This is a genomic window from Thiemannella venezuelensis (assembly GCF_014203605.1).
Classification (GTDB): domain Bacteria; phylum Actinomycetota; class Actinomycetes; order Streptosporangiales; family Streptosporangiaceae; genus Planomonospora_A; species Planomonospora_A venezuelensis.
Window position 1 is genome coordinate 1 of sequence record NZ_JACHJJ010000029.1, and the last position, 12,715, is coordinate 12,715.

16 protein-coding genes are annotated in these 12,715 nt (G+C 73.9%); 11 read left to right on the forward strand and 5 right to left on the reverse strand.

Annotated features, from left to right (window positions below; translation table 11 throughout):
- The 7 genes from FHS22_RS31310 to FHS22_RS31340 form a co-directional block, all read left to right on the forward strand.
- Positions 1 to 564, forward strand: a 564-nt coding sequence (locus FHS22_RS31310) for a substrate-binding domain-containing protein (RefSeq protein ID WP_184947763.1), incomplete at its 5' end; no start/stop codon positions are given.
- A gap of 555 nt (positions 565 to 1,119) precedes the next feature.
- Complete coding sequence (locus FHS22_RS31315) at positions 1,120 to 2,139, forward strand: ABC transporter substrate-binding protein (RefSeq protein ID WP_338048038.1); 1,020 nt, start codon at positions 1,120 to 1,122, stop codon at positions 2,137 to 2,139.
- A gap of 110 nt (positions 2,140 to 2,249) precedes the next feature.
- Positions 2,250 to 3,035: an ABC transporter ATP-binding protein gene (locus tag FHS22_RS31320; RefSeq protein WP_338048045.1), complete on the forward strand. Its 786-nt coding sequence runs from the start codon at positions 2,250 to 2,252 to the stop codon at positions 3,033 to 3,035.
- Positions 3,028 to 3,981, forward strand: coding sequence for an ABC transporter permease (locus FHS22_RS31325; protein WP_260408475.1), 954 nt, complete (start codon positions 3,028 to 3,030; stop codon positions 3,979 to 3,981). The genes FHS22_RS31320 and FHS22_RS31325 overlap by 8 nt, the downstream gene beginning before the upstream one ends.
- Positions 3,981 to 5,330 (forward strand): LLM class flavin-dependent oxidoreductase, encoded by a 1,350-nt coding sequence (locus FHS22_RS31330; protein ID WP_184947767.1) that lies wholly within the window; start codon positions 3,981 to 3,983, stop codon positions 5,328 to 5,330. The genes FHS22_RS31325 and FHS22_RS31330 overlap by 1 nt, the downstream gene beginning before the upstream one ends.
- Before the next feature lie 74 nt (positions 5,331 to 5,404).
- A complete protein-coding gene (locus tag FHS22_RS31335; RefSeq protein ID WP_184947865.1) occupies positions 5,405 to 5,920 on the forward strand; it encodes an NADPH-dependent FMN reductase in 516 nt (171 codons plus the stop codon).
- A complete protein-coding gene (locus FHS22_RS31340; RefSeq protein ID WP_184947769.1) occupies positions 5,917 to 6,507 on the forward strand; it encodes a flavin reductase family protein in 591 nt (196 codons plus the stop codon). The genes FHS22_RS31335 and FHS22_RS31340 overlap by 4 nt, the downstream gene beginning before the upstream one ends.
- A 75-nt stretch (positions 6,508 to 6,582) precedes the next feature.
- On the opposite strand, the gene FHS22_RS31345 is transcribed toward FHS22_RS31340, so the two are convergent.
- Together FHS22_RS31345 and FHS22_RS31350 are read right to left on the reverse strand one after the other, a co-directional pair.
- Complete coding sequence (locus FHS22_RS31345; RefSeq protein ID WP_184947770.1) at positions 6,583 to 6,969, reverse strand: VOC family protein; 387 nt, start codon at positions 6,967 to 6,969, stop codon at positions 6,583 to 6,585.
- Positions 6,966 to 7,259 carry an ArsR/SmtB family transcription factor gene (locus FHS22_RS31350; RefSeq protein ID WP_184947772.1) on the reverse strand — a complete coding sequence of 98 codons (294 nt, stop codon included), beginning with the start codon at positions 7,257 to 7,259 and terminating at the stop codon, positions 6,966 to 6,968. The genes FHS22_RS31345 and FHS22_RS31350 overlap by 4 nt, the downstream gene beginning before the upstream one ends.
- 180 nt (positions 7,260 to 7,439) lie before the next feature.
- Between FHS22_RS31350 and FHS22_RS31355 the strand changes: the two genes are divergently transcribed.
- Positions 7,440 to 7,976 carry an NUDIX hydrolase family protein gene (locus FHS22_RS31355; RefSeq protein ID WP_221474358.1) on the forward strand — a complete coding sequence of 179 codons (537 nt, stop codon included), beginning with the start codon at positions 7,440 to 7,442 and terminating at the stop codon, positions 7,974 to 7,976.
- Between the two features lie 17 nt (positions 7,977 to 7,993).
- On the opposite strand, the gene FHS22_RS31360 is transcribed toward FHS22_RS31355, so the two are convergent.
- The gene (locus tag FHS22_RS31360; RefSeq protein ID WP_260408480.1) at positions 7,994 to 8,368 is read right to left on the reverse strand and encodes an anti-sigma factor antagonist; all 375 of its coding nucleotides are present in this window, start codon (positions 8,366 to 8,368) and stop codon (positions 7,994 to 7,996) included.
- A 75-nt stretch (positions 8,369 to 8,443) separates the two neighbouring features.
- Here FHS22_RS31360 and FHS22_RS31365 point away from each other — a divergent pair, with 75 nt between their 5' ends.
- Positions 8,444 to 10,252 (forward strand): RecQ family ATP-dependent DNA helicase, encoded by a 1,809-nt coding sequence (locus FHS22_RS31365; protein WP_260408476.1) that lies wholly within the window; start codon positions 8,444 to 8,446, stop codon positions 10,250 to 10,252.
- A 27-nt stretch (positions 10,253 to 10,279) separates the two neighbouring features.
- On the opposite strand, the gene FHS22_RS31370 is transcribed toward FHS22_RS31365, so the two are convergent.
- Positions 10,280 to 11,026 carry an ankyrin repeat domain-containing protein gene (locus tag FHS22_RS31370; RefSeq protein ID WP_184947776.1) on the reverse strand — a complete coding sequence of 249 codons (747 nt, stop codon included), beginning with the start codon at positions 11,024 to 11,026 and terminating at the stop codon, positions 10,280 to 10,282.
- 126 nt (positions 11,027 to 11,152) lie between these two features.
- Between FHS22_RS31370 and FHS22_RS31375 the strand changes: the two genes are divergently transcribed.
- On the forward strand, positions 11,153 to 11,302 hold the full coding sequence (locus FHS22_RS31375; RefSeq protein ID WP_338048039.1) for a sigma factor-like helix-turn-helix DNA-binding protein: 150 nt from the start codon (positions 11,153 to 11,155) through the stop codon (positions 11,300 to 11,302).
- 11 nt (positions 11,303 to 11,313) lie between these two features.
- On the opposite strand, the gene FHS22_RS31380 is transcribed toward FHS22_RS31375, so the two are convergent.
- Positions 11,314 to 11,964, reverse strand: a complete 651-nt coding sequence (locus FHS22_RS31380) for a class I SAM-dependent methyltransferase (RefSeq protein ID WP_184947778.1) — start codon at positions 11,962 to 11,964, stop codon at positions 11,314 to 11,316.
- A gap of 306 nt (positions 11,965 to 12,270) precedes the next feature.
- On the opposite strand from FHS22_RS31380, the gene FHS22_RS31385 reads away from it, so the two are divergent.
- A complete protein-coding gene (locus FHS22_RS31385) occupies positions 12,271 to 12,684 on the forward strand; it encodes a YchJ family protein (protein WP_184947780.1) in 414 nt (137 codons plus the stop codon).
- The last annotated feature ends 31 nt before the right edge of the window (positions 12,685 to 12,715 follow it).

The following is a 12,715-nucleotide window of genomic DNA, read 5'->3' on the forward strand; positions in this document are numbered from 1 at the left end:
GTGTTGATGGATGTGGGTCAGGGGGTGCGGGCCGCGGTGGGGCATCTGGCGGGGTTGGGTCATGGGCGGGTGGTGTTGTTGTCGGGGCCGGAGGGTTCCTGGACCAGCGAGGAGATGCACGCCGCCGCCACCGCCGCCGCCGCCGAGTACGGAGTGGAGCTGACCGTGCTCCGGCCGAACGCGCCGACCGAGCAGGGCGGGCTGGCGGTGGCGGGCGCGGTGGCGGCGTCGGGGGCGTCGGGGGTGTTGTGCTACAACGACCTGGTCGCGCTGGGCCTGATCGAGGGTCTGCGCGAGCGGGGTCTGGACGTGCCCGGTGACGTGAGCGTGATCGGTGTGGACGACAGTCTGCCCGGCCGGCTGAACCGGCCGAAGCTGACGACGATCACGATGCCGACCGCGGCGGCCGGGCGGATGGCGGTCGACCTGCTGCTGGCCGCCGTCAGCGCCGGAGACTCCGGCACGCCCACGCTGGCCCGGCTGGAGACCCACCTGGTCGTGCGCGAGTCCACCGGCGCCGCCGCCCGCGTCACCGCCGAGCCCCAGCCGAGCCTGCCCCGGTAGCGGGGGCCGGCCCGGTCCGGACGCCGTTCCCGGCGTGCGGACGGGCCCGTACGCGGCGCTCCGGGCGGCGCCGCCCGCCTCCGCCCGGGAACCGGGCTTCGCGCCGGGACTCCGGCAGGTGGCCGCGTCGTCCCACGCCGCCGTCCTCTCGTCGAGCGGCACGAGACTCCGGTGGTCCGCGCCCGCCCAACCCGTGACACCGGGCCCTCGGCCGGGACCGGGACGGTTCCGGACCTATTTCATGTAAAACCAGTAGGAAAGATTGACTTAGTCCCCCGGGAGGCCCTAGGTTCGAGGCATGAGCCAGGGGACCTACCTCACGCGCCGCCCGCACGTGGACTTCGGCCACGTCGCCAGCGCGCAGTGTCGCTGACCGCGGATCTCCAGCGTCCACCGCATCCGCCGAGGGCGTACGGCCACAGGCCGCACCGGCACCCTCGTCCTCCTCGCGTGGCCGACGACGTCCACGCCCCTTCGCGCAACAGTTCCCCCGGCATGCCTCGCCCGCGGCAGGGCGCCGCGCGAGCATGCCCTTCCTCCATGAGGACCACTTCCGTGATCAGAACCAGACACGCCCTCGTCTCCGTCCTGCTGGCCGCCTCCCTCGCCGCCTGCGGATCGGCCTCCGGAGCCGCCAGGCCCGGGGGACAGGAGGTGACCGAGCTGCGCTACCAGGGCAGCGCCGGCGCCGTCACCTTCCCTGAGCTGGCCCAGGAGCTCGGCTACCTCGGAGACCTCAGGCTCACATGGGTCGGCAACACCGTCTCCGGCCCGCAGGACATCCAGTCGGCGGCCACCGGCCAGACCGACTTCGGCGGGGCCTTCAACGGCGCCGTCATCAAGCTCGTCGCCGCCAAGGCCCCGATCAAGGCCGTGGTCGGCTACTACGGCAGCGACGAGGACAGCTACATCGGCTACTACGTCGCGGACGGGTCGCCGATCAAGGGACCCCGCGACCTGATCGGCAAGAAGATCGGGGTCAACACCCTCGGCGCCCACCTGGAGGCCGTGCTCAAGGAGTACCTCAAGCGCGGCGGCCTGACCCCGGACGAGATCGGCAGGGTCGAGCTGGTCGTCGTGCCGCCGGCCAACACCGAGCAGGCGCTGCGGCAGGGGCGGATCGACGTGGCCGCGCTCTCGGGCGTCCTGCGGGACAAGGCCCTGGAGCGCGGAGGCATCCACCCCCTGCTCAAGGACATCGACCTGTTCGGCTCCTTCACCGCCGGCAGCGTCGTGCTCCGCGAGGACTTCATCGAGGACAACCCGAACACCACGAGGACGTTCGTGGAGGGCTTCGCCAAGGCCGTCGAGTGGACCCAGACGCACTCCCGCGACGAGGTGATCGCCAAGTACAGGGAGATCATCGCCAAGCGCGGGCGCAACGAGGACGCAACGACCGTCGGCTTCTGGAAGAGCAGCGGCGTGCGCGGCAGAGGCGGCGTGATCGACGCCGGGGAGTTCCAGACCTGGATCGAGTGGCTGGAACGCGAGGGAGAGATCAGGCCTGGCCAGGTCAAGGCATCCGACCTGTACACCAACGAGTTCAACCCCTTCGGGAACGGGAGCGCCTCGTGAGCGCGCACGGCCGGGCAGGCCGTCGCGGGACGGGCGCCGGACGGGGCGCCGTGGAGCAGGGCGCGTCAGCCGTCCCCGGGCACGGCGCCCCCGCCGCGCGGCCGGCGAAGATCGGCATCCGGGACGTCGGCAAGACCTTCCGGGTCAGGGGATCCGACCGGCCGTTCACCGCGGTCGACGGCATCGACCTGGACGTCCGCGAGGGGGAGTTCCTGACCCTCGTCGGCCCGAGCGGGTGCGGCAAGTCCACACTGCTCGACCTGGTCGCCGGCCTCACCGCGCCGACCCGCGGCGAGATCCTCATCGACGGCCGCGCCGTCGACGGCCCCGGCCTGGACCGGGGGATCGTCTTCCAGCAGTACGCCCTGTTCCCCTGGCGCACGGCCCTGGCCAACATCGAGTTCGGGCTGGAGGCGAAGGCCGTACCGAGGAAGGAGCGGCGTGAGCGGGCCCGGCACTACCTGGACCTGGTCGGGCTGGACGGCTTCGGGCAGCGCTACCCGCACGAGCTGTCGGGCGGCATGCGCCAGCGCGTGGCCATCGCCCGCAGCCTGGCCTTCGACCCGGACGTGCTGCTGATGGACGAGCCGTTCGCCGCGCTCGACGCCCAGACCCGTGAATCGCTTCAGGAGGAGCTGCTGCGCATCTGGGAGAAGACGGGCAAGACGGTGGTGTTCATCACCCACGGCATCGACGAGGCCATCTACCTGGGGCAGCGGGTCGCGGTGATGACCTCCAGACCCGGCCGGATCAAGCGGGTGATCGACGTGGCGTTCGACTCGCGCGAGGGCGACCTGCGCGCGGACCCGCGCTTCGGCGAGTACCGCCACCACATCTGGACCCTGCTGCGCGACGAGGTCGCCGTGGCCCAGGAACAGGAGCGGACCATTGGCTGACACGCTCACCCCGGCCCGCGGCGCGGGGCCCTCCGGTGGCACGGCCGGAGACGGCGGGGAGAACGCGGACGGGACACGGCCCGCCGGCCGCGCGGTCCCGGGGACCGGATCCGCGCGGGGCGACGCCCCCACCGCCGACGACAGGGCCACCAACTTCTTCAGGACCGTCGCGGGGACGCGGACCTCGGTGGCGTCCCGGCTGGTCACGGGGGTCAACCGGTCGCTGGCGCTCGTGCTGCTGGCCGGGGTCTGGGAGGTGCTGCCCCGGACGGGAGCGGTCGACCCGGTGTTCGTGCCGCCCCTGTCGGAGGTCCTGCTCGCCTGGTACGACCTGCTGCTCGACGGCCGGCTGGCCGAGCACTTCCAGGCCTCGCTGACCCGCTCCTTCAGCGGGTTCGGCCTGGCGATCGTGCTGGCCATCCCGCTCGGGCTGGCCATCGGCTGGTACCGGCCGGTCGCCGACTTCCTCAGCCCGGTGCTGGAGCTGTTCCGCAACACCTCGGCCGTGGCCCTGCTGCCGGTCTTCATCCTGATCTTCGGCCTGGGGGAGACCTCGAAGATCGTCTTCGTGTTCTACGCCTGCGCCTGGCCGATCCTGCTGAACACCGTCAGCGGCGTCAGGACCGTGGAACCGCTGCTGGTCAAGTCGGCCCGGTCCATGGGACTCGGCCCGGTCAGGCTGTTCCAGAAGGTGATCCTTCCGGCGGCCGTACCGACCGTCTTCACCGGCATCCGGCTGGCCGGCGCCTACTCCATCCTCGTGCTGATCTTCGCCGAGATGGTCGGGGCCAAGGCCGGGCTCGGCTACCTCATCCAGGACTCCCAGTTCAGCTTCCGCATCCCCGACATGTACGCCGGGATCATCACGATCTCCGCGCTCGGCCTGCTGTTCAACCTGCTCCTGCTCGGCGTGGAGCGCCGTTTCTCGACGTGGAGGACCACCTGATGCCCACCCGCACGCTGCACCTGAACGCCTTCCTCATGGGCGTCGGCCACCACGAGGCGGCCTGGCGCCACCCGCGCACCGAGCCCGCCCGCCTCAACGACGTCCGCCACTACCAGCAACTGGCCCGGATCGCCGAGCGGGGCAGGCTCGACTCGCTCTTCCTCGCCGACGGCCTCGCCCTGCAGGGCGACGTACGGCACAACGCGATCGGCGGCCTCGAACCCCTCACGCTGCTGTCGGCGCTGGCCGCGGTCACCGACCGCATCGGCCTGATCGCGACCGTCTCCACCACCTACAACGAGCCGTTCCACGTGGCCCGCAAGTTCGCCTCGCTGGACCACATCAGCGGAGGCCGGGCCGGCTGGAACATCGTCACCTCGGCCGGTGAGGCCGAGGCGCACAACTTCGGCACCGAGCGTCCCGCGCACGCCGACCGCTACGCCAGGGCGACCGAGTTCCTGGAGGTGGTCACCGGGCTCTGGGACGGCTGGGAGGACGGCGCCGTGGTGGGAGACCGCCGCGCGGGCGTCTACGCCGACACGGGGAGGATCCACGCGCTCGACCACGACGGCGCCCACTTCCGGGTCCGAGGGCCGCTCACCACCTCGCGTCCGCCGCAGGGCCACCCGCTCCTGGTCCAGGCCGGCTCCTCGGAGGACGGCAAGGAGTTCGCCGCCCGCCACGCCGAGGCGGTCTTCACCGCCCAGCAGACCCTGGCCGGGGCCCGGGAGTTCTACGCCGACCTCAAGGGCCGCCTGGCCCGGTACGGCAGGCACGGGGACGAGCTGCTGGTCCTGCCCGGCATCTCCCCGATCATCGGCTCCACCGAGCGGGAGGCACTCCGGCTGGAGAAGGAGCTGGAGGACCTCGTCATCCCCGCGTACGGCCTGGCCCAGCTCTCGAACATGACCGGCATCGAACTGTCGCACGACGATCTGGACCGGCCGCTGCCGGACGTCCCGGTCGAGACGGAAGGGGCGCAGAGCCGCCGCAAGCTGGTCATCGACCTCGCCCGGCGGGAGAACCTGACCGTCAGGCAACTGCTGTCCCGGCTGGCGGGCGGACGGGGGCACCGGGTCGTGGCCGGCACCCCCGAGCAGATCGCCGACGAGATCCAGGCCTGGTTCACCGGTGGCGCGGCCGACGGCTTCAACATCATGCCGCCCGTCCTGCCCGGCGGATTGGAGGACTTCGTCGACCACGTCGTGCCGGAACTGCAGATCAGAGGCCTGTTCCGGACCGAGTACGAGGGCCGCACGCTGCGCGAGCACTACGGCCTGGCCCGGCCCGCCTCCCGCCACGCGCGTCCGGCGGCGGCCGGGCGGCTGGAGACGGCGGTGGCCTCGTGAGCGTCTCGGCGACGGCGACGGCGACGGCGACGGCGACGGCACGGGGCGGGAGCGGCGCACCGGCGGGCGGCTCCCTGGTGACGCTGGTCGGCAACCCCCGCGGAGGCTCCCGGACACGGGCCGTGGCCGAGGCCGCGGCCGCGGCGGTCGGGCGGCGGACCGGGTACGACGCGCCCGGCGAGGTCGTGGACCTGTCGGCGCTCGGGCCGCACCTGCTGGCGCCCGGTCCGTCCGCGGGTGTGGAGGTGGCGCTGGAGCTGGTCGCGGAGGCGGACGTGCTCGTGGTGGCCAGTCCCACCTACAAGGCCAGCTACACCGGCCTGCTCAAGGCGTTCCTGGACCGGTTGCCCGGCGGGGCGCTGGCCGGGACCACGGCGCTGCCGCTGCTGGTCATGGGCGATGCCCGGCACGCCCTGGCCGTGGAGCTGCACCTGCGGCCCGTCCTGGTCGAGCTCGGCGCCCACGTGCCCACACCCGGCCTGGCGCTGCTGGAGGCCGAGATCCCGGATCTCGGCCCGGTCCTCGCACGATGGGCCGACCGGGTCGCTCCCCAGGTGGCCGCGGCGGACAGGGAAGGATCGAGGGCATGACGGAGACCGTTCCGGGGCTCCTCCGGGGGCGGCCCGCGGATCACGGCGCCGACCTGCGGGAAGGCCGCGCCGCCCGCCGGTCCGGCGACCACGGGCCGGGCCGGTCCGTGGACGGCGGCGCCTTCCGGCGGGCTCTCGCCGTCCACGCCGCGGGCGTCGTCGTGATCACCGCGCAGAGCGGGGGCGTGCCCGCGGGGATGACCGCGACCTCGTTCTCCTCGGTCAGCCTCGACCCGCCCCTGGTCGCCTTCTATGTCGACCAGGACTCCACCACCTGGCCCCGGCTGCGGGCGGCCGACCACTTCGCGGTCAACATCCTGGGCAGTGACCAGGCCGAGCTGGCGGCGCGCTTCGCAGGCAGGGGCGTCGACCGCTTCGCCGCCCCCACCCGCTGGAGCCCCGGGCCGCTCGGGGCGCCGCTGCTGCGGGACGTCTCCGCGCACCTGGTCTGCCTGCCGTACGAGACGACCGCCGTGGGCGACCACATCCTGGTCGTGGGCCTGGTCGCGGAGGCGGTCGTGCACGGCCCGGGCCGCCCCCTCCTGTATCACCAGGGCCGGTTCGGCCGTTTCATCCCCCACCCCTGACCGGCCGCGCCCGCCGGGCGGCCGGCGGGCGCGGAACCGGCCCCTGCGGCCCGGCCTCCGCCGGGCCGCAGGGGACTACTTGTGGTGCACGATCTGGATCAGGTTGCCGCAGGTGTCGTCCAGGACCGCGGTGGTGACCGGGCCCATCTCCAGCGGCTCCTGGGTGAAGCGCACCCCGAGCCCGCGCAGCCGGTCGAACTCGGCGTGCACGTCGTCCACGGCGAAGGCGGTGGCCGGGATGCCGTCGTCGGCCAGCGCGGCCTTGTACGGCTTGACGGCGGGGTGGCCGTCGGGCTCCAGCAGCAGTTCGGTGCCGTCGGGGTCGTCCGGTGAGACGACGGTCAGCCACCGGTCCTCGCCCACCGGAACCTCGGTCTTCTTCACGAAGCCCAGCACGTCGGTATAGAAGCGCAGGGCCTTGTCCTGGTCGTCGACGAAGACGCTGGACAGGTGGATCCTCATGGGGTTCCCTCCGGTGTGTCGGGCCTGAGCCACCGGGTCACGATGTGCTCCAGGGGCCCGGTGTTCAGGTCGTGGAACTTGTAGCGGCCCTGGCGCCGCGAACGGACCAGATCCGCCGATTCCAGCACGGCCAGGTGCTGGCTGATCGCCTGGCGGGACAGCCCCAGGCCGTGCCTGACGGCCAGCCGCGTGCAGATCTCGAACAGGGTCTGGCCGTTCCGCTCCGCCAGCTCATCGAGGATGCGCCGGCGGGTGGGGTCGGCCAGTGCCTTGAAGACGTCCTCCGCCACGTCTCCACTATATGCAAGTAGCGACTTGCATATCAAGGCGGCGCTCCCGCGCCGCCCGGTCGAGGGGCCGGGCTCCGGGCGGCCCGGCGGGGAGGCGGGATGCGGGCCCGCGCCGGCCCCGGCGCGGCGTGCGCGGGAGTGGCCGTGCCCCGGAGGCGGGCCGCGAAGTACGATCGTTCAATGACCGAAATGACCGAAACCTCGCCCGGCTGGCTTGCTCCCGACGAGCTGGAGGCGGCACGCGCGCGGATGCCGATCCTCTACATCGACGCCGTCCCCGTGCGGGTCGACGACGCCGGAGTGGTCACGCGCGTCGGCCTGCTGCTGCGCATCGGATCGGGCGGGAAGGTCAGCCGGGCTCTGGTGTCCGGGCGCGTGCTCCACCATGAGCGCGTCCGCGACGCGCTCATGCGCCATCTGGAGAAGGACCTCGGCCCCGTGGCGCTGCCCCGGGTCCCGGCCTCCCCGCAGCCGTTCACCATCGCCGAGTACTTCCCGACGCAGGGCGTCACGCCGTACCACGACCCCCGGCAGCACGCGGTCTCGCTGGCGTACGTCGTCCCGGTCGCGGGGGACTGCCGCCCCCGCCAGGACGCCCTCGACCTCGTCTGGTTCACGCCCCAGGAGGCCGCGTCACCGCTGGTGCAGCAGGAGATGACCGGCGGGCAGGGAGTCCTGCTGAAGCAGGCGCTGGCACACGTCGGCTGCCTTCCTTGACCTCCCGGGCGGTCGCGTCACGGTGAGGAGACCCGGCGCAGCGCCTCGGCGGTGCCCGCGTGGATCTCGAACGCGTTCCGCAGGCCGGTGATGCTCAGCACCCGGGCCACCACATCGGAGAGCTCGCTGAGCATGAAGCGCATCCCGGCCCGCTGGCTGCGCTTCATCGTCGACAGGAGCTCGCCCAGGCCCGTCGAGTCGCAGAAGTCCAGCCCGCTCATGTCGATGATCAGTGCGCGGGTCCCGGGGCGCTCCCAGAGGGGCCGGAGGTGGTCGCGCAGGACCGGCGTGGAGCGCAGGTCCAGCTCGCCGCTGAGATGGACGACGACCGCGTCTCCGTGCTCGGTGCACGAGACGGCGAACGCCGGGCCACGGGCGGGGTCGAACAGCATCACGGTGCGTCCTAGGGGCGGGTGAGGGCAATTCACCTTTTTTACCAGTGATTGCCACTATTTGACCCCCTGTGGATGGTGCTCCACTTGACCCCCTGCGGATGGTGCTCCACGCCGCCGCAGCCGTTCACCGGCGTCACCGCCGACCGGTCGGCCCGGTCGCGGCGGGCGGTGGCGGATGCCGACTACGACGCCGGAGCGCGGGTAGCGGTCCTGTCCGCGCGGCGGAAGGCGGGGGAGATGGGCGCAGGAGAAGCGGCGGGATCGCAGGCGGGGCGGTTGCGCGCCGTGGCCCGCGAAGTGTTCGGCTGGCCGGAGTTGCGGGCCGGCCAGGTGGAGGCCATGACCCATCTGATGGGCGGCGGGGACGCGCTCGTGGTCATGCCGACCGGTGGCGGGAAGTCGGCCGTCTACCAGGTGCCCGCCCAGTTGCTGGACGGCCCGACGGTGGTCGTCTCGCCGCTGATCGCCCTGCAGCGGGACCAGGTCGCGGGGCTGACGGAGGCCGGCGCGGGCGGGGCGGTCGCGGTCAACTCCGCCCAGCCCGGCGGCGAGGCGTCACTGGAGGCGGTGCGCGCGGGCCGTACCGAGTTCGTGTTCCTGACCCCCGAGCAACTGTCCAGGCACGAGACGGTGGAACGGCTGCGGGCCGCGCGCCCCTCGCTGATCGCCGTCGACGAGGCGCACTGCGTGTCCGCCTGGGGCCACGACTTCCGCCCCGACTACCTGGGGCTCGGCCGGGTGATCGAGCGGCTGGGGCACCCGCCGGTGGTGGCGCTGACCGCCACGGCGACCCCGGCGGTGCGCGAGGAGATCGCGGCCGTGCTGGGGCTGCGGGACGTGCGCCAGGTGGTGCGCGGGTTCGACCGGCCCAACCTGGACCTCCGGGTACGGCGCTTCGTCACCGGGGACGACCTGCGCCGGGCGCTGGTGGCCGAGGCCGCCTCCCGCTCCGGGCTCGGGCTGGTCTACGTCGCCACCCGCCGGGACACGGAGGAGTACGCCGCCGCGCTGCGGGCGGAGGGGCGCCGGGCCGAGCCGTACCACGCGGGGATGAGGGCGTCCGACCGGCATCGCGTGCACGAGTCGTTCCGCGACGGCGGGCTGGACGTCGCCGTGGCGACCTCGGCGTTCGGCATGGGCATCGACAAGCCCGACGTGCGGTTCGTCCTGCACGCCGCCCCGCCGGAGTCGCCGGACTCCTACTACCAGGAGATCGGCCGGGCCGGGCGGGACGGCGGTCCGGCCGTCGCGGTGCTGTTCTACCGGCCCGAGGACCTGGGGCTGCGCAGGTTCTTCGCCGGAGGACGGGCCGACGAGGAGCTCCTGCTGCGGGCCGCGACCCTGCTGCGCGAGTACGGAGGCACGGTCCCGGCCCGGGAGCTGCGCCGGACACTGGACGTGGGCGCCACCCGGCTGACGAGGGTGGTGAACCTCCTGGAGCGGGCCGCCGCCGTGACGGTCACCGGCCGGGGGCACCTGCGCTGGGCGGAGGACGGCCCCGGCCCCGAGCGCGCCGTCGCGCGGGCCGTGGAACTGGAGGAGGCCCGCCGGTGCGTCGACGCCTCCCGGATCGAGATGATGCGCGGCTACGCCGAGACCACCGGCTGCCGCCGCCGGTTCCTGCTGGAGTACTTCGGCGAGCCGTACGAGCGGCTCTGCGGGAACTGCGACACCTGCCGGGCCGGTGAGGCCGGGGAGCAGGAGGGCGGAGCCGACCGCGGTCCCTTCGCGATGCACGCCCGGGTACGGCACAGCGAATGGGGACCGGGCATGGTGATGAGCCGGGAGAGCGACCGCGTCACCGTGCTGTTCGAGGAGGTCGGCTACAAGACGCTCCTGCTGGAGGCCGTCGAGCGGGACAACCTGCTGGTACGGGGCTGAGCTGCGGGGCCGGCAGGGCCCCGCGGCTCAGCGGCCCGGTTCCGCGCCGCGCACCTCGTCGGCGGTGAGGGCGCCGCGCTCGCGCAGCCAGGCGGCCACGTCACTCGCCCGGGACCGTTGCGCGGCCTGCAGCGGGGTGAGGCCGTCGTAGCCGATCCAGTTCAGCTCGGCGCCCCGCTCGAGCAGGTACGCGGCCGTCGTCCGCCGGCCGCCGTGGCAGGCGCACCAGAACGCACCGGTGACCTCCTGCCGGTCCGGCGGCGGACCGGGGTCCAGGAGGGCGCGGACACGGCCGAGATCGCCCAGGCCGGCCGCCTGCCACAGGTTCTGCCGGGCTCCGCGCTCGACCAGGCGGCGGGCGGCGTTCCACCGGCCGAACGCGACCGCGTCCGCCAGCGGGGTCCCGCCGTCGACCACCGACCCGGGCGCCTCGATGTCCGCGCCGGCGTCCAGCAGCGCGTCCAGCACCGCGACGTCGTCGCTGCTGGCCGCCCAGTGCAGGGGTGTCTCGGTGTGCGGTCCGGCGAAGCGGGCGTTCACGTCCGCGCCCGCGGCGATCAGCGCCGCGACGACCTGCGGGCCGTACGGGAAGTGGCCGGGCCAGTCGGTGGCCGCGTGCAGGGCGGTCCGGGACATGCCCGTGTCCCCGATCCGCGCCGCGGCCAGCCCGGGCCGCTCGGCGAGCAGCCGCCGCAGTCCTTCGAGGTCTCCGGACCTGATCGCCGCCGTCAGCGCGACCGCCACCGGATCCTGTACGGCCAGGAACTCCTCCATCGGCGCACCCTCCTCCACACTCCGGGAATCGACCATACTGCGGCGGCCTCGGCGCGGCGCGAGCCGCTCGTCACCGACGGGCCGTTCGCGGAGGGCGAGCCGGCCTCGTGAGCGGGGGGCCGGGCCGTGGGTGAGCAGGAGGCGCACGACGCGCTGTCCCGGGCCGCGCAGATCGCGCTGACCCTGCGCGTGGTGTGCGGGCTGAGCACGGCGCGGATCGCCGCGGCGTTCCTGGCGCCGGAGACCACCGTGACCCGGCGGCTGACCCGGGCCTGACCGCCCTGCGGTCACGCGCCGGTGACCGGGGACGGGCGGGCCGTTCCCCGGATGAAGAACGACACCGGCGTGCGGATCTCCGGGAGCAGGAAGCGCTCCAGCCCGGTGATGGCGAACCCGGCGCGTTCGATGGCCGCGGCGCTGTCGCGGCCGGTGTGGCAGCCACCGGCCAGGCGCGGCCAGACGGTGGCGTCCAGCAGCCGCTGCACCCGCACGAGCCCGGCCGAGTCGGCGCGCACGTGCTCCAGGAACCGCAGCTGCCCGCCGGGGACCAGCACGCGGCGCATCTCGGCCAGCGCCGCGGGCACATCGGGCAGCGAGCACAGCACCAGCGCCGCCACGACGGCGTCGAAGGAGGCGTCGGCGGCCGGCAGGTGCTCGGCCAGGCCGTCGCCCACCTCGACCGGGACCGGCGCCGCCGCCGCCGCGGAGCGGGCCAGGCCGCGCAGCCGCGGCTCCGGTTCGACGGCCAGCACGCGCGTGACGGCGGGCGGATAGTGCGCGAAATTCAGCCCGTTTCCGGCACCCACCTCGATGACCTGGCCGGACAGTCCCGCCAGCAGCGCCCGGCGGTGCTCGGCCATCCCGCTGCGATCGAGGTTGCGGCTCAGACGCGGGTACAGCCGGGCGAAGACCGGATGACGCACACCCGTGGTGGCCATGATGTCCTCCTCATGTGTCGGCGGGTCACCAGGTGACCGGCAGTGCGGCCGGGACCGTGAACCGCGTCGGGACATGCTTCCCATTCTGCCGGTAGGCCCGGCCCCGGCGCCGCCGCCGGGCGCATCGGCCGGGTCGTCCACGGCGTCATCCCGGCGGCACAGCCCCGGTGACCCCCTGACCGGCCGGCGAAGGCGCTTGCCGGTCGCGGCCCGCGCCCGGCCCGGCGGCGACCGGTGCGGCGGTCGCCGGCCCGGGGCGACCGGCCCGGGACGACCGGCACGCCGACGAGCGGCAGAATGGGGAGCATGCCCCGACGCAGTTCACGGCCCCGGCCGCCTTCCACGCCCAACGCCCCGTGCCCGTGCGGGCTCGGCGCGCCGTACCGGGACTGCTGCGGGAGGCTGCACCGGGGGGAGGCCGCCGCGCCCACCGCCGAACTGCTCATGCGCTCCCGGTTCAGCGCCTTCAGCGTCGGCGACGAGGAGTACCTCCTGCGGACCTGGCATCCGGCCACCCGCCCGCCGCGCGTCGATCTCGACCGGACGACGCGCTGGGTGCGCCTGGAGATCCTGGAGACCACCGGCGGGAGCGCCTTCCACACCGAGGGCACCGTCCGGTTCCGCGCCCACTACGAGGAGCGCGGGAACGCGGGGCACCTGGACGAGAACAGCCGCTTCGTCCGGAACGAGGGCGCCTGGGTCTACGCGGGAGCGCTGTAGCGCGCCCGCCGGTCGTCCCAGTGCCGGGACC